The organism is Rathayibacter sp. AY1B8 (genome assembly GCF_002932775.1).
Classification (GTDB): Bacteria; Actinomycetota; Actinomycetes; order Actinomycetales; family Microbacteriaceae; genus Rathayibacter.
Map to the genome: position 1 here is coordinate 36,821 of NZ_PSWJ01000008.1, position 23,445 is coordinate 60,265.

Below are 23,445 nucleotides of genomic sequence, written 5' to 3' on the forward strand. Positions count from 1 at the left end.
GGCGCCGAACAGCGCGGAGGCACGGGGCGGATGCGTCGGAGCCGCTCCTCGACCGCAGGCGCCACGGACGTCGGCCGGCACAGCGGCGACGGGGAGCCCTCGGCGTCGTACCCTCGACTGCATGGGGTTCGTCTTCTCGCTGGTGATCATCGTCCTGACCGTGCTCGCGCTGGTCGACGTCGTACGGCAGCCGGACAACGTCATCAAGAACCTGCCCAAGATCGTGTGGATCCTGCTGATCTTCTTCCTCCCGCTCATCGGCGTCTCGCTGTGGTTCCTGCTCGGGCACGACTGGAAGCGCGGCGACGGCGGATCCTTCGTGCCGGGCGGCCGAGTGCCCCGCCGCCGGAAGCAGGCGCCGCCGCCGATGGTGGTGCGGCCCGCTCCGAAGAGCACCGAGGAGCAGCTCGCCGAACTCGAGCGCGAGGAGGCGCACTACGCGCGGCTCGCGGAGGAGCAGCGTCGCCGCCGCGAGGGGGAGCGGCCGCTCGACGCGTGAGCGGCCGCTCCGGAGGCCGCTACTTCGAGAAGTTCGACGCCGTCCACTGGATCGAGGCGATCTTCGCCTGACCCGCGACGCTCGGGTGGAAGTAGTCGGTGGTCCCGATCAGGCCCTTGGTGACGGGGGTCGCGGTGAGCGCTCCTCCGTCCCAGTCGCAGAGCTGACCGGCGGCGCTGCACGCCGTCTGCAGCGCGGTGTTGTACTGCGTCGTCCGCGTCTTCGCGGCAGCGGCGGAGGCGGCCGCGGCGGTGCTGCTGAGCCTGCGGCCGGTGGAGCTGACGCCGCGCGTGGTCCGGCAGAGGTCGCCGCCCGCCCAGACGAGCGCGCCGACTCCGGTCTTGACGACCGACCACTCGGAGGCCACGTTCGGCATCGATGCGGGCGGAGGGCCACGTGGTGCGGATCTTCGTGATCGCGGCGGAGGCTCCGGTGCGGAACGTGCTCGCCGGGGTCATCGTGTAGCCGTCGGAGGCGACGCGGTTGTCGGGCGAGCAGAGGTCGTTGCCGCCGATGAGCAGGGTGACGACGTCCGGCCGCACGCCGGCGGCGACCGCGGCGTCGATCCGCGAGGGGACCTGCGCGACGACGTCGCCGGTGGTGGCGAAGTTCGCGGTCGTGACGGTGGTGCCGGGGAGCGCGGTCCGCAAGCGGGAGGCGAAGGAGTTCACGGAGGAGCTGGTGCCGGTGGACCAGTTGTTGCGGGGGCAGTCCGCGAAGGAGCCGCAGGTCCCGTAGGCCTGGGTGATGGAGTCGCCGAGGCTCAGCACCGAGAGGGTGGCGGGAGTGGCGGCGGCGGCGGCCTGCGCCGGGAGCAGCGCGGCGGCGAGGGCGAGCGCGGCTCCGACGGCGAGGGCGCGGACGCGGCGGCTCGGGGTCGGCGGGCGGGAGAGGGAGAGGCTCATGGGGGACCGTTCTCGAGGGGGAGGACGGTGGGGGAGCCGTCGGTGCTGACGCTAGGGGAGCGGCGCCCCGGATGACCCCGAACGGGTGACCCCAGAACGGGCCGGATGTGCGCGACGGCAGCGGATCCGGTCGTCCGGCGGGCGGAACCGTCTGGAAGGCGAGCGTCCTCTCAGCCGCCTGCCACCGGCACGATCCGCAGCCGGCTCATCGCCCAGACCAGCGCCCCCGACGCGAGGAACGCGACCGCGATCCCGACGACGAACACCGACACCTGCCCGTACCCGGTCGCGGGATCCAGGAACGGATAGGGCACCCAGCCGTCCGTCGCTCCGCGGATCAGCACCACGACGAGCCAGACGATCGGGTAGACCACGACCAGCCATATCCTGCGCCACGGCAGCGGAGGGCGATCCGCGAGCAGCAGCCAGTCGAGCAGTCCGTAGACGGGGAACAGCACGTGCATGACGGTGTTGGCCCACGGCAGCGCCACTCCGCCCGCCACATCGGTGAGGAGGGTGTTGTACACGAGGCCGACGACGATGATGTACCCGGTGAAGGCACCCCGCACCAGTAGGAGCCCGCTGGGCGCGGGACGGCGGCGGAGCGCGAGCACGGCGGTGGCTCCGAGCACGACGGCCAGCACGATGTTGCTCTGGATGGTGAAGAAGCCGAAGAAGTTGAACGGGTTCAGCGGCGTCCGAGAGGCGGTGTCGACGGCCGTCGCGATCACGGCCACCAGAACGGCGGCGGCCACGAGGAGGCGGAGGAGCGCGACCGGCACGCGGGCCGACTCCGCCCGGGAGGAGGGAGCGGGCGGCGTCATCGCTCGAGCGTAGCGCCGGAGCGCCTACCCTGTCCCCGTGCTCACGATCGGTGTCGACCTCGCTGCGGAGCCGGTGCGCACCGCTCTCGCCGCCCTCGAGTTCTCCGGCGGCCGGGCCGTCGTCCGCTCGCTCGCCCTCGGCGCCGAGGACGCGACGATCGTCGATGCGTCACGGGACGCGGCGGTCATCGGGATCGACTGCGCGTTCGGCTGGCCGGTGGAGTTCGCGGCGTTCGTCTCCGCGCACACGCGACGGGAGGTCTCGCCGCGGACGCTCGCGGGACGCGACTGGCGCCGCCGCCTCGCGTACCGCGAGACGGACCGGGTGGCGCGCGAGGTCACCGGCCGCTGGCCGCTCAGCGTCTCGACCGACCGGCTCGGGATGACCGCGATGCGCTGCGCGGAGCTGCTCGACGCCTTCGCCGCGAGCGGGGAGGACGTCGACCGCTCCGGGCGCGGACGGCTCGTCGAGGCGTACCCGGCGGCGGCGCTGCGGCTCTGGGGAGTGGACACCACGGGGTACAAGTCGCGACCGGAGGCCGTGGCGCTCGCCGCGGAGTCGCTGCGACGGGCCGCACCCTGGCTCGATGTGCCGGCGCCCGCGCTCGCGCTGATGAGCCGCTCCGACGACGCGTTCGACGCCATCGTCGCCGCTCTCAACGCCCGTGCCCACGCTCTGGGCGCGACCCTGCCTGTTCCTCCTGAGCTGCAGGAGGCGGCGGAGGCCGAGGGGTGGATCGCGGTCCCGACCGGATCGCTCGCGGAGCTCGCGGGCTGATCCGGCCGTCTCGACCGGTGTTCGCTCAGGCCGGGATCTTGGCCCCCAGCAGGCCGGCGGCGACCTCGGCGGCCCGCTCGGCCTCCTCGACGGTCGAGAAGGGTCCGGTGGGGACGAGGGAGGGCGCGGTGGTCAGTCGGGCGTCGATCTCGAGTCGGAACCGGGGCAGCTCCGCCCCGGGAACGACGACGATCCTGACTCCGTTCCGGCTCCATCGCGCGGGTTGGATAGAAGAAATCTGTGTCATGGTGCTCTCCGCTTTCGCGATCATCCGCACGGGTGGCTGACGCCTCGACCGTGCACGCTTCACGCTACGTCCGGTGCCCGTCTCTCCGAACGGGCTTGACCTCTCAGGCTCGTCGGGCGTAGCGCGTCACTGCAGTCGGTCGAGGGTGTCGCTGATCCGCCGCAGGCACTCGATGAGGACCGACATCTGCGCGGCGTCCAGGTCGGCGAGCACCTCGCCCTCGGCAGCGACGAGATTGCGCATCGCCTCGTCGACCCGCTTCGTGCCCCGCGGGGTGAGCGAGACGATCTTGCTGCGGGAGTCGGCGGCGTTCTGCTCGCGGACCACGAGCCCGCGGGCCCCGAGGCGGTCGACGCGGCTGGCGAGGTTGCCGCTGGACAGCGCGAGGTGCGTGGCCAGGGCCGAGGGCGTCATCCCGCCCTCCCCGCGCTGCCGCAGCAGCGAGAGGAGCTCGAACTCCCACGGGGCGAGATCGCTGACGGCGAAGGACTGCCGCCGCACCTCCTGCACGCGCGGGCTGAGCCGGCGGAGGCGGGAGACGACGTCCAGAGGCGCGAAATCGAGGTCGGGCAGGGCCCCGGCCCACGCGTCGATCACCAGATCGACATCGTCGTCTTCGCGCATGCCCCGATTATCCCCGCACGGCGCGGGCGCCGACGACGGGTGGTCCGGGGAGGCCGGCGGGCCTAGCCTGTGCGGACGACGGGCGGGCCGGTCAGGCGCGGGCGGCCCGGACGTAGGCGACGATCGCGTTGGCGTGGCCGTGGCCCAGGCCGTGCTCGGTCTTCAGCCAGGTGACGACCTGCATGTGCGGCTCGGAGCGCAGACGCTCGTCGGCGAGGTCGAGCCAGTCCTGGACGGGACGGCCGTAGGTCTTCTCGATGCTCGGGAAGTACGAGGCCGGTCCCTTCGGCTTCGCACCGTCGGCGGGCGGTTCGGGAGCGAGCACGCGGTCGGTCATGCGGTCACGATAGCGAGCCGCGGTCAGGTCGTGTAGGCCGAGGGGTCGAACCGGCCGAGCTCCTCGCGGAAGGCGAAGGCGAAGTCGGGCCAGAGCAGCGTGAGTCGCCGGTTGTCGTCCAGGTACCAGCTCTCGCAGCCGCCGTTGGTCCAGACGGTGTCGGCGCTGAGGGCGTCGAGGCGGGCGACGGAGGCGGCCTCGGCCTCGGCGGTGACCTCGAGCCGGTCGGCGCCGGAGACCGCGAGGTGGTCGAGCGCGGCGAGCACGTAGGCGATCTGCGTCTCGATCATGTGCACCGCGGAGTTGTGGCCGAGGCTCGCGTTGGGGCCGTTGACGACGAAGAGGCTCGGGAACCCGTGGACCGCGGTCGACTCGTAGGCGACCATGCCGTCGGCCCAGCGGTCGGCGAGGAGGACGCCGCCGCGGCCGCGGATGCGCCGGGCGAAGGGCGGCCGCGTGGAGTGGAAGCCGGTCGCGAAGACGAGCACGTCGACCCTGTGCGGGACGCCGTCGTCGCCGAGCGCGGCGCCCTCCTCGATGCGCCGGAGCGGACCGGGGACGACGCGGACGTGCGGCTGCGCGAGAGCGGGGTAGTAGTCGTCCGAGAGGAGCACGCGCTTGCAGCCGATCTCGTAGTCCGGAGTCAGCACGGCGCGGAGCGCGGGATCGATGATCTGCGCCTCGAGGTGGCCGAGCGCCTCCGCCCGCAGCCGATCGATGGCCTCGGGCACGGCGACGCGGCCGGCGAAGCCGAGCTCGGCGCGCCAGAACAGCTCCTCGCGGAGCCTCGCGAGGGCCCCGGGCGCGCGGGAGAGGGTTCGGCGCTCCTCCGGCGGGTACGGGCGGTTCCGGCGGGGGACGACGTACGGGGCCGAGCGCTGGAAGAGCACCACCTCGGCGGCGCGCTCGGCGAGGTGCGGCACGATCTGCACGGCGGAGGCTCCCGAGCCGACGATGCCGACGCGCTTCCCGTTGAGGTCGACGTCGTCCCTCCAGCGGGCGGAATGGAAGGCGGGACCCGCGAACGAATCCAGGCCCGGGACGGCCGGGAGGCGGGGCTCGGAGAGGCGCCCCGCGCAGACGAGGAGGACCGCGGCGGAGTAGTCGCCCCGGGAGGTGCGCACCCGCCAGCGGTGCGCCTCCTCGTCGAAGACCGCCTCGAGCACCTCGGTCCCCAGCCGGAGCCGGGGCGCCAGGCCCTCCTTCTCGACGACGCGCTCGAGGTAGGACTGGATCTCGGCCCCGGGGGCGTAGAACGCCGACCAGTCGGCCTCGGGGGCGAAGGAGTAGGAGTAGAGGTGCGAGGGGATGTCGCAGGAGACTCCGGGGTAGACGTTGTCCCGCCAGGTCCCGCCGATCCGCTCGGCGCGCTCCAGCACGACGAACGAGGTCCCGCCGCGGCGCTCCAGGCGGACCGCGGCTCCGAGCCCGGCGAACCCGGCGCCGATCACGACGACGTCGACGTCCATCAGACCGTCGTCCTCGCCAGGACGCTGCCCGCCGGGTCGCGGTGCGGATCGGCGAGGAAGTGCTCGAGGACGGCGAGGAGCTCGGCGGGCCGCTCGGCGAGCACGGCGTGACCGGAGTCGAGGACGGCGTAGCGGGCGTCGTCGATGGCGCCGAGCAGGGCCTCGGCGCCCTCGACGCCGGCGACGGCGTCGGCGGAGCAGCCGACCACGAGGGCGGGAACCCGGCAGTCCGAGGCGGCCGCAGCGACGTCGGCCCGGGCGGAGGCGGCGAGCATCCTGGCGACGTCGGCGCCCCACGGGGAGGAGGCGGTGGCCGAGCGGACGGCGAGGAGCCGAGCGGCCTCCTCCTGCGCGTCGGGCGGGAGCATCGGCCAGAGGCGCGCCGCGCGGAGGAGGCGCTCCGTCGGCCGCAGCCATCCGGCCACGAGGGCGAGGGCGCGCACCCGCCGATCGCCCGCGGCGAGGGCCACGGCGGCTCCGAGCGAGTGGCCGATCAGGACGGCCTCGTCGGCGCCGAGCGCGTCCAGGGAGGCGCGGACCGCGGCGGGTCCGTCGAGCCAGGGGTCGCCGAGATCGGCGAGCTCGAGCGCGGCGACGCGGTGGCGCCGCGCCAGCATCGGCAGCAGCAGCCCGGTGTCGCTCCGCGCGCCCCGGCCGACGCCGGTCAGCATCAGGACCGCGCGCGGGCTCCCGGCGCCCGCGGTCAGCAGCCGCACGGTGGCGCTGTCCGACTCGATCCGCTCCTCCCGGACCAGCTCGGCCTGGCGCCGCAGGTACTCGGAGCGGGTCATGACGCCCGGCGGGTCCCGCGGACCGGGAGGCGCATCCGCTGAGGACCCGCCGCTGCGACGGGCTCCGCCCGCAGCGCCCTCTCCGGCGCGACCACGCCGTACGTCGTGGTGCGCTGGCGCCAGCCGCGGCCGATCTCGCCGCTCAGCCGGGCGACGGTCGCGATGTCGAGCGAGCGGTAGGCCTCCGCTCCGGCCTCGGGCCGCAGGGCGCCGTCGAGCAGCAGGCCGCCGAGGTCGTCCGCCCCGCCGCGCAGGAGGACCTGCGCCGCGTGCAGTCCGAGCTTGGTCCAGGCGGTCTGCACGTGGGCGATCCGGCCGTGGAGGACGAGCCGTGCGACGGCGTGCACGGCGCGGGTCTCGCGGAGGGTCGGCCCGCCCCGGCTCGCGCGCACCACGGCCGGAGGCGCCTCCGCCGGGACGAAGGGCATCGCGATGAACTCGGTGAAGCCGCCGGTCTCGTCCTGGATCGCCGCGAGCGTGCGCAGGTGTGCGAGCTGCTGCTCGGGGGTCTCGACGTGTCCGTAGACCATGGTCGAGGTGGAGCGGAGGCCGCTGCGGTGCGCGGCCGTGATCGCCTCCCGCCACTCGGCCACGGTCGGGTCCGTCCCCTCGCTCAGGACGGCGCGGACGTCGTCGTCGAGTATGCGGGCGGCGGTCCCCGGGACGGAGTCCACGCCGGCCTCGCGCAGAGCGTCGAGCATCGCGGGCAGGGTTCGGCCCGTGCGCCGGGCGACCTCGAGGATCTCGCCGGGCCGGTAGGCGTGCAGGTGCAGCGAGGCCTGCCGCTGCTTCAGCGTGCGGACGATCAGCAGCAGATCGTCGCCCGGGTGCTCCGGTCCGATCGCGCCCTGGAGGCAGAGCTCGGTGGCGCCGAGCGCGACCGCCTCGTCGGCGAGCTCCTCCAGCCGCTCGACGGTCAGCCCGCCGTCTCCCCAGAGGGAGGTGTCGATGTTGCGGTTGACGACGACCGAGACCTCGTCGCCGGCGGCGTCGTGCCGCAGGTCGTCCGCCAGAGCGGAGAGGGCGTCGAGGTCGTCGCCGTCGGCTGCGAGCAGGGCGAGGTAGTCGGCGTCCTCGAGACCGGCGGGGTCCGTCTCCGCCCGGGCGAGCACGGCGCCGAGGGCGGGCGCGACCGGTCGGGGCAGGGCGTCGAGCGAGTCGCGGTAGGGCCGGGGGAGGACCGCTGCCGCCTCGTCGGCGAGCCAGGTCCCGCGGTCGGCGAGCGCCTCGACGTAGGGAGCGACGCGCGGATCGATCCAGGTGGCCGAGTCGCGGAGGTACTGCGGGTGGGCGGTCAGCCGCTCGTGCAGCCGGTAGCCGGCCGCCGCGGTGAGCCGCGCGAGGTCGTCGATGTTCGGCCAGGGGCGCTCCGGATTCACGTGATCCGCCGTGAGCGGGCTGACACCGCCCCAGTCGTCGACCCCGGCGCGCAGCAGCAGCCCGAGCTCCTGCTCGTCGGTGAGGTTCGGCGGCGCTTGGATCGTCGCCTCGGCGCCCAGCACGAGGCGCGCGACCGCGACGTTGGCCACGTACTCCTGCAGCTCGAGGTCGACCTCGTTCTGCATGGCCGTCCGCGGCTTCGCGCGGAAGTTCTGGACGATGCACTCCTGCACGTGGCCCCACCGCTCGTGGGACTCGCGGATCGCGAAGAGGGCGTCCGCCCGCTCCGCCGCGTTCTCGCCGATGCCCAGCAGCACGCCGGTGGTGAAGGGGATGCGGCTGCGGCCCGCGTCCTCGAGCACGCGCAGGCGCAGCGCCGGGTCCTTGTCCGGGGAGCCGTAGTGCACGCCGCCCTTCTCGGACCAGAGGCGCTCGGCGGTCGTCTCGAGCATCATGCCCATCGAGGGCGCGACCGGGCGGAGCCGCTGCAGCTCGGCCCACGACATCACGCCGGGGTTCAGGTGCGTGACCATGCCCGTCTCGCTCATGACCAGGACGGCCATCGCGCGCACGTACTCGAGCGTCGAGGCGTAGCCGTGCTCGGCGAGCCAGGCGCGGGCGACCGGCCACCGGTCCTCCGGGCGGTCGCCGAGCGTGAACAGGGCCTCCTTGCAGCCGAGCGCGGCACCGGCGCGGGCGACCTCGAGGATCTCCTCCGGCTCCATGAAGGTCGACTCGCGCTTGGCCGCGAGCCCGCCCGGTGTCTCCACGAAGACGCAGTAGTGGCACCGGTCGCGGCAGAGCTTGGTCAGCGGGACGAAGACCTTCCGCGAGTAGGTGACGACGCCGGGCCGTCCGCGGCGGGCGAGTCCGTCGTCGCGCAGGCGGCCGGCGGCCTCCAGCAGCAGGTCGAGGTCGTCGCCGCGCGCGCCGAGGAGCTCCTCGGCGGTCTCGCGCGTCAGCGCCTCGCCGCGGTCGAGCCGGGCGAGCAGGGTGGCCGTGGTCATGCGGGAGCGGCCCTTCCGAAGGGGGTCGTGGCGGAGGCGGAGGTCAGAGCGCGCGCAGCCGCGGCGCGAGGTCGCGCTCGAAGGCGTCGAAGAAGCGCTGCTGGTCGTCGCCCGGGGCGTGGAAGACCAGGTGGGTGAAGCCCGCGTCGACGTAGGGCTTGATCTGCGCGACCGTCTCCTCGGGGTCGGAGCCGACGATCCAGCGCTTCGCGACCTGCTCGATCGGCAGCTCGTCGGCGGCGCGCTCCATGTCGACCGGATCGGTCAGCGAGTGCTTCTGCTCCGGCGACAGCGAGAGCGGCGCCCAGAAGCGCGTGTTCTCGAGCGCGAGCGCCGGATCGGGATCGTAGGAGAGCTTGATCTCGATCATGCGGTCGATGGTCGAGGAGTCGCGATCGGCCGCCGCGGCGCCCTCCTCGACGGCGGGGAGCAGCTTCTCGGTGTAGAGCTCCATGCCCTTGCCCGACGTGCAGATGAAGCCGTCGCCCGCGCGGCCGGCGTACTTCGCGACGACGGGGCCGCCCGCCGCGATGTAGACCGGCACGCCGCTCTCGGGCTTGTCGTAGATCGACGCCTCGTGCGTGGAGTAGTACTCGCCGTCGAAGGTGACGCGGTCGCCCGCCCAGAGCGCGCGCATGAGCCGCACGGCCTCGCGCAGGCGGGCGAAGCGCTCCTTGAATTCGGGCCAGGTCTGCTCGCCCGCGCCCTGGTAGCCGGTGGCGACCTCGTTCAGCGCCTCGCCGGTGCCGACGCCGAGCATGATCCGCTCGGGGTAGAGCACGCCGAGCGTGCCGAACGCCTGGGCGATGACGGCGGGGTTGTAGCGGTAGTGCGGGGTCATCACGGAGGTGCCGAGGGTGATGGTGGAGGTGCGCTCACCGGCCGCGGCGAGCCAGGCGAGGGAGAACGGCGCGTGCCCGCCCGTGTGCCGCCACGGCTGGAAGTGGTCCGAGACGACCGCGGTCTCGAAGCCGTGCCGCTCGGCGCCGACCGCGAGCTCGACGAGCTCCCGGGCGCCGAACTGCTCCGCCGATGCCTTGTACCCGAGCGTGATCGTCATCTGCAGCCTTCGTGAGAGGTGGGACGGCCCCCGGAGCGGGAGCGGCCCCTCCATTCTGCGCCCGCCGCGGCGTCCGGCGGGACGGGTGGACGCACCCGGGGGAGGCGTGCCCCGATCCCGTGCTGGGGAGGAGCCTCAGGCCGGCGGACCGGCGATGTTCACCATCCAGCCGACGCCGTAGCGGTCGACCAGCATCCCGAAGCGGTCGCCCCAGGGTGAGGCGACCAGCGGCTCGACGACCGTGCCGCCCTCGGCCAGGCCGTCCCAGTAGCCGCTCAGCTCGGCGTCGTCGTCGCCGAAGAGCGCGATCGTGATGCGGGCGCCGCTCTCGGCCGGGCTCGAGGAGGGGGAGTCGGAGCCCATCAGGATCATCCCGCTCGGCGTGACGAGCTGGGCGTGCATGATCCGGTCCTGGTCGGCCGGATCCGCGCTCATCCCGAAGTCGCCGAAGCGGCTGGAGCTGAGCTCGCCGCCGAGGACGTCCCGGTAGAACTCCATCGCCTCCTGCGCGGAGCCGTCGAAGCCGATGTAGGGGCTCAGTGAAGTGGGCACGGCACACCTTTCCGTCGAGGTGCGCCCAGTATCTCCGCGTCCCGACGCGAGCACCAGGGGCGTCCTGCAGAAGGTCCGCCCCCGGTCCTCAGAGCTCGTCGCGGGTGGGCGGGTTCGCGCCGGAGCGGGAGGTCGTGATGCCGGCGACGTGCGCGGCGTGGCGGCCGATCGCGTGCAGGGCGGGGCCGTCGAGGAGCATCCCGTTCGCGGCGCCGAGGCCCTGGCGGAACGCCTCGTCGAGGATCGCGCCCATCGCGGAGTCGCCGGCGCCGATCGTGTCCGCCACCACGATCCGGGCGGCGGGCACGGTCACCCGCGTCATGGCCGAGGCCAGCAGCAGTCCCTCCGCGCCGCGGGTGACGACCGCGAGCTGCGACCCGAGGGAGAGCAGCCGGCTGAGGACCTCGTCGAGCTGCATCGTCGGGTAGAGCCACTCCGCGTCCTCGTCGCTGAGCTTCACGACCTCGCACGCGGCGGCGATCCGCTCGAAGCGCGCGAGCGCCTCGGCGTGCGCGCCGACCAGAGCCGGGCGGATGTTCGCGTCGACGCTCGCCGTCACTCCGGCGGGCAGTGCCTCGAGGAGCTCGAGCACGGCGGATCCGCCCGGCTCGAGGAAGATCGCGATGGAACCGGTGTGGACGTGGGAGGCGCCCTCCGGGTCCGCCGCCGGCGGGTTCCAGGAGAGGTCGAAGACGTAGCGGGCCGACCCGTCCGCGGCGAGGACCGCCCGAGCGGTGCTGGTGCGCTCCGAGTCGCCGTGCCGGACCTCCACGCCGGAGGCCTCGAGGTGGGCGCTGATGCGGCGGCCGCGCTCGTCGTCGGCGATGTCGGTGACGAGGGTCGCGGGCCGCCCGAGTCGGGCGAGCGTGAGGGCGACGTTGGCCGGGGAGCCGCCGACGTGCTCCGTGGCGCTGCCGTCGCGCTCGACGATGTCGATCAGCGCCTCGCCGATGACCAGGGTGCGGGAAGCCGGGCTGACGCGCTCGTCGGTGGAGGACATGCCGACATCATGCCGGGTGACGGGGTCGCCCCGCGACGCGCGGGGCCGACCGGCGCAAGCGGCTCGCGTCCCGACCGCGGTCTCAGCCCCGGTCGCGCAGGTCCGCCAGCACCGCGTCCACGCTCGTGATCTCGATCAGCGGCGCGTACAGGGACATGGCGTCGAGCGCGCGCTGATGGTCGGCCTCGGAGGCGCCCGCGCAGGCGTCCGCGGCGACCCTGACCCGCACTCCGGCGTCCGCGGCCGCCAGCGCCGTCGAGAGCACGCAGCAGTCGGTCGAGACGCCGGTGAGCACGAGCTCGCGGGAGTCGTCGAGCTCGGCCTCGAGCTCGGGCCCCCACTTGCCGAAGGTCGTCGCGGTGATCGTGCGGTGGCCCTCGAACCCGGCCACGAGCTCGTAGAGCCGGTCGCTCTCGGGGACGAGCGCGAACGGCCACTCGCGGTAGTAGGGGATCCACGCGCCGGCGGGCCGCTCCGGGGCGACGAAGCGGGTGGTCACGACCCGCTCGCCGAACGCCGGGAGGAGCCGGCGGGTCCCGTCGGCCGCGCGCTCGAACCCGCCGGATCCCCACGGCGACTCGGCGTCGGCGAAGACGTGCTGCAGGTCGATCGCGACGAGCAGGCTCACGCCGAGGCCTCCTGGCGGCGGACGGCCCCGCGCGAGAGGGCGAGCGTTCCCGCGAAGCCGATCACGAGCGCCACGAGGACGCCGAGGTTGGCGCCGGCCCAGTCGCCGTCGCGGCCGCCGAGCGGGCCGAGGAGGTAGCCCTCCCACTCGAACCCGGGGGAGTAGTTGACCACCAGGCCCCAGCCGACGACGGCGCCGATCAGCACGAGGGCCACGGGGACCGCCGAGACGCTGCCGTAGCGGCCGCGGGAGTCGTACAGGGCTTCCTGGTCGTAGTCGCGCCGGCGGAGGAGGAGGTCGGCGAGGAACACGCCGAGCCAGGCCGCGATCGGCACGCCGAGGGTGATCAGGAAGCCCTGGAACGGGCCGAGGAAGTCGCCCGCGACGAACACGACGTAGACCGCTCCGAGGACCATCAGCACGCCGTCGATCCCGGCGGCCACCGGCCGCGAGACCTTGAGCCCCGTGCTGAGCAGCGCCAGGCCCGAGGAGTAGATGTCCATCACGGCCCCGCCTATCAGGCCGAGCAGCGCGACGACGATGAAGGGGAGCAGGAACCAGGTCGGCAGGATCCCGGCGAGCGCTCCGATCGGGTCCGCGGCGATCGCGTCCGAGAGCTCCTGCGAGGAGCCGGCCAGCAGCAGGCCGACGACCACCAGCACGACGGGCGCGACCGCTCCGCCGATCGTCGTCCACGCGATCACTCCGCTCGTGCGGGCACCGCGGGGGAGGTAGCGGGAGTAGTCGGCCGCGGCGTTCACCCAGCCCAGCCCGAAGCCGGTCATCATGAACACGAGCCCGCCGATGACCGCGGCGGCCGAGCCCGCGGGCAGGGCGCCGACGGCGGCGAGGTCGATCCGGTCGAGGACGAGCACGACGTAGACCACGGTCAGCACGGCGGTCGCGACGGTGATCGCGAGCTGGAGCCGCATGATCAGGCGGAAGCCCGCGATCCCGGCGATCACGATGAGCGCGGCGACCACGATCAGCGCGACCACCTTGGTGAGCACGCCCCCGTCCCAGCCGAACTCCTCGAACACCGTCGCCGTCGCGAGCACCGCGAGGGAGGCCAGCACCGTCTCCCAGCCCACCGTGAGCAGCCAGGAGATCACCGAGATGAGGCGGTTGCCGTCGACCCCGAAGGCCGCCCGGCTGAGCACCATCGTGGGGGCGGAGCCGCGCTTGCCGGCGACGGCGACCAGACCGCAGAAGAGGAACGAGACGACGATCCCGATCACGCTGACGAGCGTCGCCTGCCCGAAGGAGAGGCCGAAGCCGAGGAGGAAGGAGCCGTAGCTCAGCCCGAGCACGGACACGTTCGCGGCGAACCACGGCCAGAACAGGTCGCGAGGGCGGCCGTGCCGCTCCGACTCCTGGATCGTGTCGAGGCCGTTGAGCTCGATGCCGCTTGCGGGGCGGGTGCTCGGACGATCGGGGGAGGTCATCGCGTCCTCGTTCTCACGGGTGCCGGCCCTGCGCCGGAGCTGTGACGAACCTACAGCGCCCCGCGCTCGAACAGCAGCCGGAGCGATTCGAGGTCGTCCGCGACCCGCGCGCAGTCCTCGTCCCAGTCGTCGAGGCTCATCCCGGGGCGCCGCCGCACGGTGAAGGCCACCTCGGCGCCGTCCCCGTTCACGAGCACCCGGAGCGGATTGTCCACCACCGTCCCGTCGGGGAGCGTGACCTCGTGGTCCGCGACGCCGAACGGGTTCTGCGGGGCGAAGCGCACCTCGACCCGGCCCATCGGCGAGTCGGCGAACCAGCGTCCGTCGACCTGCTCGAGCGCGGAGGAGGCGAGGCCCGCGGCCCACCGCGGGAGGTTCGCCGGGTCGGAGACGAAGGCGTACACCTCCGCGGCCGGAGCCTCGATCACGACGCCTACGGGGCGCGATTCGTACAGGGTCATCCGCTCGTCCTTCCTCTGCAGCCGGTCAGTGCTCGTCGCCGAAGCTGGCGACCAGCAGCGCGGCGAGCGCCGTCCGCTCCAGCATGCCCTCGATGCCGATCGCCTCGCTGCGCGCGTGCGCACCCTCGCCCGGGGCGCCGAGCCCGTCGAGGACCGGCAGGCCCAGCGCGGCGACGAGGTTGCCGTCGCTCGCCCCGCCGACCGCGATCTCGCGGAGGGGGACGTCGATCCGCTTCGCGACCCGCTCGGCCCTGCGGTAGAGCGCGGCGACGGAGGCGGTCCGCTCGAAGACGGGCCGCTCCCAGGAGCCGCGCACCTCCAGCCGGATGCGCGGGTCGGCGGCGGCGAGCGCGTCGAGCTCGGCCTCGACGCGGGCGGCCTCGGCGGATCCGCGGATCCGCGCCTCCAGCTCCAGGCGCACGCGGGCCGTCGTCACGTTGACCCGCGAGCCGCCGGAGACCACTCCGATGTTGACCGAGGTGCCCTCCTCCTCCCGCGCGATCGCCAGCACCCGCGGGATCAGCGAGCCGAGCTCGTGGATCGCGCTCGCCCCCTTCTCCGGCTCGACCCCGGCGTGCGCCTCGACCCCGACCACGTCGATCACGAAGCGCCCGATGCCCTTGCGCGCCGTCTTGACCGCGTCGCCGATCGCGCCCTCGAACACCAGGACCGCGTCGGCGCCCGCGCACTGCCGCTCCAGGAACGGGCGGGAGGCGGCGCTGCCGATCTCCTCGTCCCCGCTCATCACCAGGCGGACGGCCGGATGCGGGACGCCGGCGTGGCGGAGCGCGGCCACCAGCCACACCATCTGCACCAGCCCGGCCTTCATGTCGTAGCTGCCCGGTCCGCTCAGGCGGTCGCCGTCGACGGCGAAGGGCCAGGAGCGGGTCGTGCCCAGGGGCCACACCGTGTCGTAGTGGCCGAGCAGCGCCACGAACGGACGCGTGCCCCGGTGCGGTCTCGCGCCGCCGCTCGCCGGGACGGTCCAGCTGGTCGCGGTCGGCGCGTCCTGCGCACGCCGGTGCTGCACGTCGGCGTCGTGCCCGAGCCGCTCTCCCACCCAGTGCACCAGGAAGGCGTGCAGCTCGCCGAGCGCCTCGAGGGAGTCGCTGGGGCTCTCGATCATCACGAGGTGCCGGACGTCGTCGAGCATCCGCGAGCGGTTGTCGCGGAGGAAGGAGCGCACGCGGGCGGCGTCGTCGGCATCGGGGAAGGTCATCGACTCCGGAGTACCAGAGTGCGGCCGCTCGCGCGAACCGGCTGAACCGTTCGGGCCCCCGTTACGTTGGTGCAGGAAGAGGTGGAGATGTCCGAGGATCAGGCCCAGATGCTGCGTGCGCTGCACGACGAGCACGCCAGCGCGCTCTGGCGGTTCGTGCTGCGCCTGACCGGCGACCGCCAGATGGCGGAGGACGTCGTGCAGGAGGCGCTGCTGCGCGCCTGGAAGCACCCCGAGATCCTCGCCCAGGGCGAGGCCGCCGCCCGCTCCTGGCTCTACACCGTGGCCCGGAACCTCGTCATCGACGACCGCCGCAGCGCCCGCTACGCCCGGGAGCTGGGCACGGACGAGGTCCCCGAGCGCCCGACCGCCGACCGCACCGACCAGGTGCTCGACGCCTGGCTGCTCTCGGACGCGCTCAGCGGACTGAGCCACGACCACCGCGCCGTCATCGTGCACGCCTACTACGGCGGCCGCACGGTCACCGAGATCGCCGCGCTGCTGGGGATCGCCCCGGGCACCGTCAAGTCGCGGATGCACTACGGGATGCGGGCCCTCAAGCTCGCACTGCAGGAGCGGGGGGTGACGGAGCTGTGAACCGCGACCCCTCCTCCGACGACCGGCACGACGACCCCTTCCGCGACTGGGACGCCGCGTACCTCCTCGGATCCATGACCGCCGCCGACCGCCGCGAGTACGAGCTGCACCTGCGCGCCTGCCCCGGCTGCCGCGAGTCCCTCGCCGAGTTCGTCCCGCTGCCGGGCCTGCTGGCCCACCTGCCCCAGGACGAGGCGATGCGCCTGGTCGAGGAGCCGGAGGCGGCCGGCGATCCGGCTCCGGCGGCACTGCTGACCCGCCTCGCCGCGGCCACCGACTCCGTCCGCCGCCGGACGCGGCTGCGCATCGCGGGCCTGGTGCTCGCCGCCGCGGGCGTCTCGGCCGCCGCCGCCGTCGCCCTGCCGCTCGCGATCGGCCCGTCCCTCGCCCCCGTCGAGACCGTCGGCTCGACCGTCTCGCTCGCCGCGGCTCCGGGCGTCCCCGTCGAGGCCTCCGTGCGGTTCGTGCCGCAGCAGTGGGGCACGCGGATCGACATGGACTGCAGCTGGGCCGACACGGCCGAGCAGTACGCGGGCTCGGCCGGCTACGTCCTCTACGTCACGGACACCTCGGGCGGCACCGAGGCCGTCGGATCGTGGACGAGCGCGCCAGGGACGACGATGGAGCCCAGCCTCGCCACCGGGCTCCCGCTCTCCGAGATCGCCTCGGTCGAGGTGCGGCTGCAGGGATCGGACACCGTCGTGCTCACCGGCCGCCCCTGAGCGGGCCGCCGGATTCCCAGGTGCGCGCTCCGCGGACTGAGTAGCTTCTCAGTCATGACGATCGCGACCCTCGCCCTCGCCCCCGCCTCCGTGGCGACCGCCTCCTCCTCCGACAGCATCGACGAGCTCTCCGGGCTCGTCGGCGTCGCCGCGCGGGTGATCGCCGCGCTCGGAGAGGCGGGCGTCGGCCTGCTGACGCTGATCGAGACGGTGTTCCCACCGATCCCGAGCGAGCTCGTGCTGCCGCTGGCCGGCTTCCTCGCCCAGCAGGGCCGGATGAACCTGGTGCTGGTCGTGATCACGGCGACCCTCGGCGCCTACCTCGGCGGCCTGATCCTCTACGCGCTCGGCCACCGCATCGGCACGGAGCGCTCGATCCGCCTGCTCTCCAAGCTCCCGCTGGTCGACCGCGAGGACTTCGAGAAGGCGGTCGGCTGGTTCCGCCGGCACGGCACCTGGGCGGTCCTCTTCGGTCGCCTCATCCCGGGCGTGCGCAGCCTCATCTCGCTCCCCGCGGGGGCCGAGCGGATGAACCTGCTGCTGTTCTCGGGACTGACGATCCTCGGCTCCGGCGTCTGGAACGGCCTGCTGATCGGCCTCGGCGCAGCCCTGGGTACGCAGTACGAGCTCGTCGACCAGTACGCGGGCGTGCTCGACGCGATCATCTACAGCGCGTTCGGCGTGCTGCTGCTCGCGCTCGTGGTGCGCCGCGTGCGGCGGCACCGTGCCGCGGCGCGCACCGGATCGCGCCACTGACCTGCGTCCACGGGCGGGCGGGCGCAAGGCCCCGCGCCACCCCGCCCCGGTGCCCTAACGTTCGAGGGGTCCGCACTCCCCGACGCGAAGGAACGCCATGTCCGAGACCGCCGCGCCCACGATGTCCCGCACCTCCGTCGAGCGCTGGTGGATCATCGCCGTCTCGCTGATCGCGATCGTGCTCGGCGTCATCGCCGTCCTGATCCCCGGTCCGACGCTGCTGACCGTCGCCATCGTCTTCGGCATCCACCTGATCGCCGCGGGCGTCTTCCGCCTGCTGCTGGCCTTCACCGCCTCGCGGCTCGATGCCCGGGTGCGCTGGCTCGCGGGCCTGCTCGGCGCCCTGATCCTGGTCGCAGGCATCCTGTGCCTGTCGAACCCGTTCGAGTCGCTGAGCGTCCTGGGCCTCGTGATCGGCGCGGGCTGGATCCTCGACGGCGTCTCGAGCATCACCAGCGGCCGCACCGTCGCCGGCCCCGCGTGGCTGCCGATCGCGGCAGGGATCGCCTCGGTCATCGCGGGCGTCCTGACGATCATCATGCCCGTGCTGGCGCTGGCCTCCTTCGTCACGGTCGCGGCCATCCTGCTGATCGTCGTGGGCGTCTCGGGCCTGCTCCTGCTCCCGGGCCGCACGAAGCGCCCCGAGGGCGCCGAGGCGTAGACCGCGCGGATGGCCGATCCCGATCTCGTCCCCGAGCTGCTCGTCGCCGACCTCGACCGGAGCCTGGGGTTCTGGTGCGGTCCCTGCGGGTTCCGGATCCACTACGCCCGGCCCGAGGAGGGCTTCGCGTACCTGGTCCTCGGCTCCGCGCACGTGATGCTCGAAGAGGCGGAGCGGGGCCGCAACTGGATCGCGGCACCGCTGGAGCGCCCGCTCGGCCGGGGGATGAACCTGCAGCTGCACGTCGACGACGCGGACCGGACGGCGGCGGCGCTCGCCGAGGCCGGGACGCCGCTGTTCTCGCCGCTCGAGACCCGCTGGTACCGGGTCGGAGCGGAGGAGGCGGGCGTCCGTCAGCTGGTGGTCGCCGATCCCGACGGGTACCTGCTGCGGTTCCAGTCGTCGCTCGGACGCCGACCGGCCCGAGCGGACGGTCCCGTCGCTCCCTGACCGGCCGACTGCGCCACCATCCGATCGGCTCAGGACGTCATGCCAGCGAGTGACGACCGTGACACCGCGAGGCTGGTTCCCTCGGAGACATGACGCAGCACCCCGCCACCGCGACCCTCCCGCAGGTCCCGGCCGCCGCCCTCTCCGAGCCCGCGATCGAGCAGGCCGTCTCGGCGGAGCACGAGCCCCTCGTCCGTCCGGCAGACCTGGTGTCGGCGCTCACGGGCGTCGCGCTCTGCTTCTTCTCCCTCTTCGTCTACGCCATCGCGCACTGGCAGTACTTCGGCACGGACGTCGACGAGGTGAGCGTCCTCGGCTGGCTCGCGCCGCTGATCGCCGCCGTCGCCTGCCTGCTGTCGGCCGTCGTGTCCGTCGGGGTCCGCGCCTCCGGGCGCCGCGCCGAGCGGACCGCGGCATGATCCCCGTCCTCGCCGTGCCCGGCCTCGAGGCCGCGGAGCAGCTCCTCGTCCGCGCAGGATGCCTCCGCCCCGAGCACCCGTGGGCGGCCGGTGCCGCCACGGAGGCCGCGCCGCGGATCGACTTCGCCGTCCTCGCCGAGCAGGCGTGCCTTCTCGACCTCTCGGAGGAGGCGGTCGCGCGCATCGCCGTGTCGCTCGCCACCGGCCGCCCCGTCGATCTGCGGAGCGCCTTCGGGCATCTCACGCGTGACCACGCCCGGCTCGTCATGACCGCGGTCGCCGCGGCCGCCGGGCACGACCGCGTGAGCAGCCGGATCCGCGTGGTCGGCGACGAGCGCCGGGTCGAGACGGCGCCGCCCCTGGCCGTCTGGCCCTCCTGACCCCCGCCCGCCCCGATCGGGCGGGCGCGCTCGCCGATCCGACCCGGCGCTCCGCGTGCCTCCGATGCTCCAGGCAGGTGAGCCGTTCGGAGGTGCCGTGCCGCCGACCCGCGTCGCTACGGCCTTTCGGAGGTGCCCGGTTTAGGGTGTCCGTGTGCAACGAGTCGACGATTTCCCAGGAGCCGGACCGGTGGCGACCTCACCCGAATCCGGTGACCAGGGGGAGGCGTCCGCGCATCGGCTCTCCCCGACGGCGACCTCTCCCGTGCAGGTGACGAGCGGCGAGGCCGGCTACCAGGGCGGCAACGTGGCCGATCCGGTGTGGCAGTCGTGGCGCGACGAGCTCGCCAAGGTCGGCGGTCCGTCGCCCCTGCTCCACTTCGTGGACTCGCCCCGGACGCGCATCGAGCTCTCGACCACGCACCCCGGCGGGCTGCCCCCGTTCATCTCGGGCAAGACGACGCTCCTCTCCTCGCTCATCCGCGACGAGCTCGCCCTGCGCACCGCGAAGAACGCCGCGGGCGCGATCACCGACAAGGGGATCGAGCTGCGCTCGGTCCGCGGCATCGAGGGCGTCCACCTCGCCATCGGCCTCGCCCAGTGGCGCGCCGGCGACACGGAGTTCACCGCTCCCGTGCTCCTCCGCCCGCTCGCCATCCGCCGCTACGGCCGCGACTTCGAGCTCAAGCTCAAGGGCCAGCCCTACTTCAACCCGCAGCTCGCGCGCGCCCTCAAGCAGCAGTTCGGCATCACGATCGACCCCGAGCAGTTCGTCGAGCTGGCCGTGCAGAACGGCGTCTTCAAGCCGCAGCCGGTCATCGACCAGCTGCGCGGCCTGACCTCGCACCTGCCGTGGTTCGCCGTGCACCCGCGCCTCGTGGTCTCGAGCTTCGCCGACGTGGCGGGCGACATGCTCCGCGACGCCCGGATGCTCGAGCACCCCGTCCTCGACGCCGTCGCCGGGAACCCGGCCGCCAAGCGGGCGCTGCAGCAGTCGCAGAAGGTGGCGTCGATCATCCCGCAGGACGAGCGTCCTCCGGCGACCGACAACCTCCTGCTCGACGCGGACGCCGAGCAGGAGCAGGTGATCGCGAACATCGCGGCCGGCAACTCGCTCGTCGTGAAGACCCTTCCCGGCACGGGCGGCACCCAGACCATCGTCAACGCGATCGGCGCCCTGGCCGCCCAGCACAAGCGCGTGCTGGTCGTCAGCGCCCGCCGGTCGAGCCTCGACAGCATCCACCAGCGCCTGCTCTCGGCGGGCCTGGGCGGCATCGCGGTCGGGCCCCGCACGCTCCGCCGCGACCTCATCCAGTCGATCGGCCGCAACGAGAAGGCGGCGCGCCCCTCCGTCAGCGAGATCGACGACGCCCTGCTCCGGCTGCGGAAGGTGCTGCTCGACTACCGCGGCGCGCTCTCCCGGCGCGACGAGAGCTTCGGCGTCTCGGCGCTGCAGGCCCTCGAGGAGCTCGCCCGCCTCTCGCAGCTGCGGACGCCCCCGTCGACCGCCGCCCGCCTCGACCGCCGCTCCGTCACCGCTCTCGCGCACAGCCGCCCCGAGGCGACCCGGATGCTGATCGAGTCGGCGCGCCTGGGCGAGTTCCGCTACGGCCCGGGCGACTCGCCCTGGTACGGGGCCCAGTTCGACTCCACCGCCGACGCCGAGATCGCCCACGAGCTGGCCAAGCGCCTGCACCTGCGCGACCTGCCGCGCCTGCTCGACCGCGCCCAGGACGTCATCGGCCAGACGCGGATGCGCCCGTTCGAGTCGGTCGCCGAGCTCGGCATCTACCTGCGCCTGCTGCAGGACGTCCGCGAGACGCTGGACAAGTTCCAGCCGGCCGTCTTCGACCGCTCGATCCAGGACCTCATCGTCGCCACCTCGCCGCGCCGCGAGGCCGCCGAGATGTCGTCCACCAACCGCCGGCGCCTGAAGAAGCTCGCCCGCGAGTACCTGCGTCCCGGCGCGCACGTCACCGACCTCAACGCGGCGCTCCGCCGGGTGCAGCAGCAGCGGACGCTGTGGCAGCGCTACGCGGTCGCCGGCACGATCCCCGAGGTCCCGGTCGGCGTCGCCGACGTGCAGGTGGCCTACCAGCAGGTGACCGACCAGCTGAGCCGTCTCGACGAGCCGCTCGGCCGCCGCGGGACGAACCTGCAGCTCGCCTCGCTCCCTCTCGCCGAGCTGGCCTCGATGGTGTCCGGCCTCGCCGAGGACAGCGAGGTGCTGGCCAACCTCCAGGAGCGGACGACCCTCCTCGCCACCCTGCGCGACTGGGGCCTGGACCCGCTGCTCACCGACCTCTCGCGCCGCCACGTGCCGGCCGAGCTGGTCGCGGGCGAGCTGGACCTGGCCTGGTGGCGCTCGGCGCTCGAGATCATGCTGACCGACGAGCGTGCGCTGCTCGGCGGCAACACGAGCGTGCTCGACCGGCTCGAGGCCGACTTCAAGCTCGTCGACGAGGCGCACGCCGCCTCGAGCGCCGAGCTGCTGGCCTGGAAGCTCTCCGAGACCTGGAAGATCGGGCTCGTCGACTGGCCGCAGGAGCGCGACGCGCTGCGCGCGCTGCTGCGCACCGAGGCGGCGACGACCCCTCAGGAGCTGCAGAAGGCGGCTCCGCACCTCTCGCGCGTGCTCGCTCCGGCCTGGCTCGCCTCGCCGTACGAGGTGCACCGCATCGGCACCGAGACGACCTTCGACGCGGTGTTCCTCGTCGACGCCGGGGCGACCACGCTGGCCGAGAACGTCGGAGCGATCCGCCGGGCCAAGCAGGTCGTCGCGTTCGGCGACCCGGTCACGCAGACCCCCACTCCCTTCGGCCTGCGCGTCGACGAGACGCCGGAGTTCGGCTCCACCGCCTCGCGGACCGACGTGGAGGCGCTGCACGCCCAGTCGGCGCTCGCCCGACTCGGCGAGCTGCTCAACACCGTCACGCTCACCCGCAGCTACCGCGCGGGCGGCGAGGACCTGGCCGAGCTGGTCAACCGCCGCTTCTACGGCGGCCGCATCGACTCCCTGCCCTGGGCCGGCTCCTTCCTCGGACACGACTCGCTCCGCTTCCACTACATCGCGAGCGGGCACGGCATGCCCGAGAACGACTCCGGAGCCGTCGAGTCCGTCGACGCCGAGGTGGCGAAGGTGGTCGAGCTGGTGCTCGAGCACGCCGTGATCCGTCCGCGCGAGTCGCTGATGGTCATCACCGCGAGCCCTCGCCACGCCGTGCGGGTGCAGCAGGCGGTGCTGACGGCCTTCGCCAAGCGCACCGACCTGAGCGACTTCATCCTCGGCGATCGGCCCGAGCCCTTCGCCGTCGTGACTCTGGAGCAGTCGGTCGCGCAGAGCCGCGACCGCGTCATCTTCTCGATCGGCTACGGCCGGACGCCCCACGGTCGCCTGCTGTCGAACTTCGGCGCGCTCGCGGAGCCGGGCGGAGAGCGTCTGCTGGCGGTCGGGATGACCCGTGCCCGCCGCTCGATGGACATCGTCTCGTGCTTCCGCCCGGGCGACATCGACGAGTCGCGCATGCGCTACGGCATGGTCGCGCTCGCGCAGGTGCTGCCGGAGGCGGAGGACCGCGTCCAGCCGAGCGACCGCGACGACTACTCGGAGCCGATGCTGGTGGATCTCGCCGCGCGCCTCGAGCGCCGTGGACTCCGGGTCAACATCGGGCACAAGGGCAAGCTGGCCCTCGTCGCCGCGCACGGGACACGTGCCGTGGTGGTCGAGACCGACCGCGACGTGAGCATGCAGAGCCTGCGCGTGTCGCTGCGCCTGCGTCCGGAGCTGCTGCGCCGGCTGGGCTGGCACTACCTGCGGGTGCACAACTTCGAGCTGTTCGCCGACCCCGAGGCCGTGGCCGCGCGGGTGGCCGGGCTGATCGGTGCGACCGCAGGGGAGGAGCAGACCCCTGCTCCCGCCGCCGGCGAGGCTGCTGCTGCTCCCGCCGCTCCTGCTGCCGCCGCCGCTCCGGCGTCGGGGGAGACGCAGCCCGTCGAGCCGCTGCCGCGCGACTGATCGTGGCGCCGGATCCCGACGCCCCCGCGGGTGCCGACCGCCCGTTGCGGCGCACCCGCGGCGGCCGGCGGGCGACGCTCCCCGCGAAGCCCGGCACCGATCCGTCCCCGCACGATGCTCCGGTCGCCGACCCCTCCGCGCCGCCCGCGCGCCCCGACACCGGCCCGAACGACGCTCGCCTGCGCCAGGACGTCCCCCCGCACTACTGATTCCACCCGC

General features: G+C 73.8%; 25 protein-coding genes and 1 pseudogene. 10 read left to right on the top strand and 16 right to left on the bottom strand.

From position 1 onward, the window contains the following. Positions 1-121: 121 nt before the first annotated feature. On the top strand, positions 122-499 hold the full coding sequence (locus C5C63_RS07120; RefSeq protein ID WP_104325764.1) for a PLD nuclease N-terminal domain-containing protein: 378 nt from the start codon (positions 122-124) through the stop codon (positions 497-499). A gap of 19 nt (positions 500-518) precedes the next feature. Here C5C63_RS07120 and C5C63_RS17365 read toward each other — a convergent pair whose 3' ends face one another. From C5C63_RS17365 to C5C63_RS07130, 3 genes and pseudogenes are all read right to left on the bottom strand, one after another. Then, positions 519-866 carry a hypothetical protein gene (locus tag C5C63_RS17365; protein WP_258065405.1) on the bottom strand — a complete coding sequence of 116 codons (348 nt, stop codon included), beginning with the start codon at positions 864-866 and terminating at the stop codon, positions 519-521. A gap of 67 nt (positions 867-933) precedes the next feature. Then, a pseudogene (locus C5C63_RS17555) lies at positions 934-1,404 on the bottom strand (SGNH/GDSL hydrolase family protein); the annotation flags it as partial. Between the two features lie 170 nt (positions 1,405-1,574). Beyond that, positions 1,575-2,228 carry a Pr6Pr family membrane protein gene (locus tag C5C63_RS07130; protein WP_104325766.1) on the bottom strand — a complete coding sequence of 218 codons (654 nt, stop codon included), beginning with the start codon at positions 2,226-2,228 and terminating at the stop codon, positions 1,575-1,577. A gap of 37 nt (positions 2,229-2,265) precedes the next feature. Between C5C63_RS07130 and C5C63_RS07135 the strand changes: the two genes are divergently transcribed. Next, the gene (locus C5C63_RS07135) at positions 2,266-3,006 is read left to right on the top strand and encodes a DUF429 domain-containing protein (protein ID WP_104325767.1); all 741 of its coding nucleotides are present in this window, start codon (positions 2,266-2,268) and stop codon (positions 3,004-3,006) included. 25 nt (positions 3,007-3,031) lie between these two features. Here the strand turns inward: C5C63_RS07135 and C5C63_RS07140 are convergent, their stop codons facing one another. From C5C63_RS07140 to C5C63_RS07200, 13 genes are all read right to left on the bottom strand, one after another. Then, a complete protein-coding gene (locus C5C63_RS07140; RefSeq protein ID WP_146076606.1) occupies positions 3,032-3,253 on the bottom strand; it encodes a hypothetical protein in 222 nt (73 codons plus the stop codon). Between the two features lie 126 nt (positions 3,254-3,379). Beyond that, complete coding sequence (locus C5C63_RS07145) at positions 3,380-3,877, bottom strand: MarR family winged helix-turn-helix transcriptional regulator (protein WP_104291641.1); 498 nt, start codon at positions 3,875-3,877, stop codon at positions 3,380-3,382. A gap of 91 nt (positions 3,878-3,968) precedes the next feature. Beyond that, positions 3,969-4,214: a DUF4287 domain-containing protein gene (locus C5C63_RS07150; RefSeq protein WP_104225060.1), complete on the bottom strand. Its 246-nt coding sequence runs from the start codon at positions 4,212-4,214 to the stop codon at positions 3,969-3,971. Positions 4,215-4,237: 23 nt separating this feature from the next. Then, positions 4,238-5,683, bottom strand: a complete 1,446-nt coding sequence (locus C5C63_RS07155) for an NAD(P)/FAD-dependent oxidoreductase (RefSeq protein ID WP_104232871.1) — start codon at positions 5,681-5,683, stop codon at positions 4,238-4,240. After that, positions 5,683-6,474 (bottom strand): alpha/beta fold hydrolase, encoded by a 792-nt coding sequence (locus tag C5C63_RS07160; protein WP_104261108.1) that lies wholly within the window; start codon positions 6,472-6,474, stop codon positions 5,683-5,685. Before C5C63_RS07160 ends, C5C63_RS07155 begins: the two co-directional genes overlap by 1 nt. Next, a complete protein-coding gene (gene cofG / locus C5C63_RS07165; RefSeq protein WP_104325768.1) occupies positions 6,471-8,861 on the bottom strand; it encodes a 7,8-didemethyl-8-hydroxy-5-deazariboflavin synthase CofG in 2,391 nt (796 codons plus the stop codon). The genes C5C63_RS07160 and cofG overlap by 4 nt, the downstream gene beginning before the upstream one ends. Positions 8,862-8,904: 43 nt before the next feature. Next, positions 8,905-9,921: a glucose-6-phosphate dehydrogenase (coenzyme-F420) gene (gene fgd / locus C5C63_RS07170; protein WP_219814369.1), complete on the bottom strand. Its 1,017-nt coding sequence runs from the start codon at positions 9,919-9,921 to the stop codon at positions 8,905-8,907. 135 nt (positions 9,922-10,056) lie between these two features. Beyond that, positions 10,057-10,473 carry a VOC family protein gene (locus tag C5C63_RS07175; RefSeq protein WP_104325769.1) on the bottom strand — a complete coding sequence of 139 codons (417 nt, stop codon included), beginning with the start codon at positions 10,471-10,473 and terminating at the stop codon, positions 10,057-10,059. A gap of 88 nt (positions 10,474-10,561) precedes the next feature. Next, the gene (locus C5C63_RS07180) at positions 10,562-11,473 is read right to left on the bottom strand and encodes a carbohydrate kinase (protein ID WP_104266866.1); all 912 of its coding nucleotides are present in this window, start codon (positions 11,471-11,473) and stop codon (positions 10,562-10,564) included. 82 nt (positions 11,474-11,555) lie between these two features. After that, on the bottom strand, positions 11,556-12,101 hold the full coding sequence (locus C5C63_RS07185) for a cysteine hydrolase family protein (RefSeq protein ID WP_104325770.1): 546 nt from the start codon (positions 12,099-12,101) through the stop codon (positions 11,556-11,558). Continuing rightward, positions 12,098-13,546: a cytosine permease gene (locus tag C5C63_RS07190; RefSeq protein ID WP_104225067.1), complete on the bottom strand. Its 1,449-nt coding sequence runs from the start codon at positions 13,544-13,546 to the stop codon at positions 12,098-12,100. Before C5C63_RS07190 ends, C5C63_RS07185 begins: the two co-directional genes overlap by 4 nt. 50 nt (positions 13,547-13,596) lie before the next feature. Then, the gene (locus C5C63_RS07195; RefSeq protein ID WP_104249452.1) at positions 13,597-14,007 is read right to left on the bottom strand and encodes an SRPBCC family protein; all 411 of its coding nucleotides are present in this window, start codon (positions 14,005-14,007) and stop codon (positions 13,597-13,599) included. A gap of 25 nt (positions 14,008-14,032) precedes the next feature. Next, complete coding sequence (locus C5C63_RS07200; RefSeq protein ID WP_104225069.1) at positions 14,033-15,226, bottom strand: M20/M25/M40 family metallo-hydrolase; 1,194 nt, start codon at positions 15,224-15,226, stop codon at positions 14,033-14,035. Positions 15,227-15,313: 87 nt separating this feature from the next. Between C5C63_RS07200 and C5C63_RS07205 the strand changes: the two genes are divergently transcribed. The 8 genes from C5C63_RS07205 (at position 15,314) to C5C63_RS07240 (ending at position 23,226) form a co-directional block, all read left to right on the top strand. Then, entirely contained in the window at positions 15,314-15,823 is a 510-nt protein-coding gene (locus C5C63_RS07205) for a sigma-70 family RNA polymerase sigma factor (RefSeq protein ID WP_104225070.1), read from the top strand. After that, a complete protein-coding gene (locus C5C63_RS07210) occupies positions 15,820-16,545 on the top strand; it encodes an anti-sigma factor (protein WP_104325771.1) in 726 nt (241 codons plus the stop codon). Before C5C63_RS07205 ends, C5C63_RS07210 begins: the two co-directional genes overlap by 4 nt. A gap of 54 nt (positions 16,546-16,599) precedes the next feature. After that, positions 16,600-17,301 carry a DedA family protein gene (locus tag C5C63_RS07215; protein WP_104225072.1) on the top strand — a complete coding sequence of 234 codons (702 nt, stop codon included), beginning with the start codon at positions 16,600-16,602 and terminating at the stop codon, positions 17,299-17,301. Positions 17,302-17,398: 97 nt separating this feature from the next. After that, positions 17,399-17,962 carry an HdeD family acid-resistance protein gene (locus C5C63_RS07220; protein WP_104232862.1) on the top strand — a complete coding sequence of 188 codons (564 nt, stop codon included), beginning with the start codon at positions 17,399-17,401 and terminating at the stop codon, positions 17,960-17,962. A 9-nt stretch (positions 17,963-17,971) separates the two neighbouring features. Further along, entirely contained in the window at positions 17,972-18,412 is a 441-nt protein-coding gene (locus tag C5C63_RS07225) for a VOC family protein (RefSeq protein WP_104325772.1), read from the top strand. 89 nt (positions 18,413-18,501) lie between these two features. After that, positions 18,502-18,831: a hypothetical protein gene (locus C5C63_RS07230; RefSeq protein WP_104325773.1), complete on the top strand. Its 330-nt coding sequence runs from the start codon at positions 18,502-18,504 to the stop codon at positions 18,829-18,831. After that, positions 18,828-19,211: a hypothetical protein gene (locus C5C63_RS07235; protein WP_104325774.1), complete on the top strand. Its 384-nt coding sequence runs from the start codon at positions 18,828-18,830 to the stop codon at positions 19,209-19,211. Before C5C63_RS07230 ends, C5C63_RS07235 begins: the two co-directional genes overlap by 4 nt. 190 nt (positions 19,212-19,401) lie before the next feature. After that, positions 19,402-23,226 (top strand): DEAD/DEAH box helicase, encoded by a 3,825-nt coding sequence (locus C5C63_RS07240; protein ID WP_374954093.1) that lies wholly within the window; start codon positions 19,402-19,404, stop codon positions 23,224-23,226. Positions 23,227-23,445 lie beyond the last annotated feature (219 nt).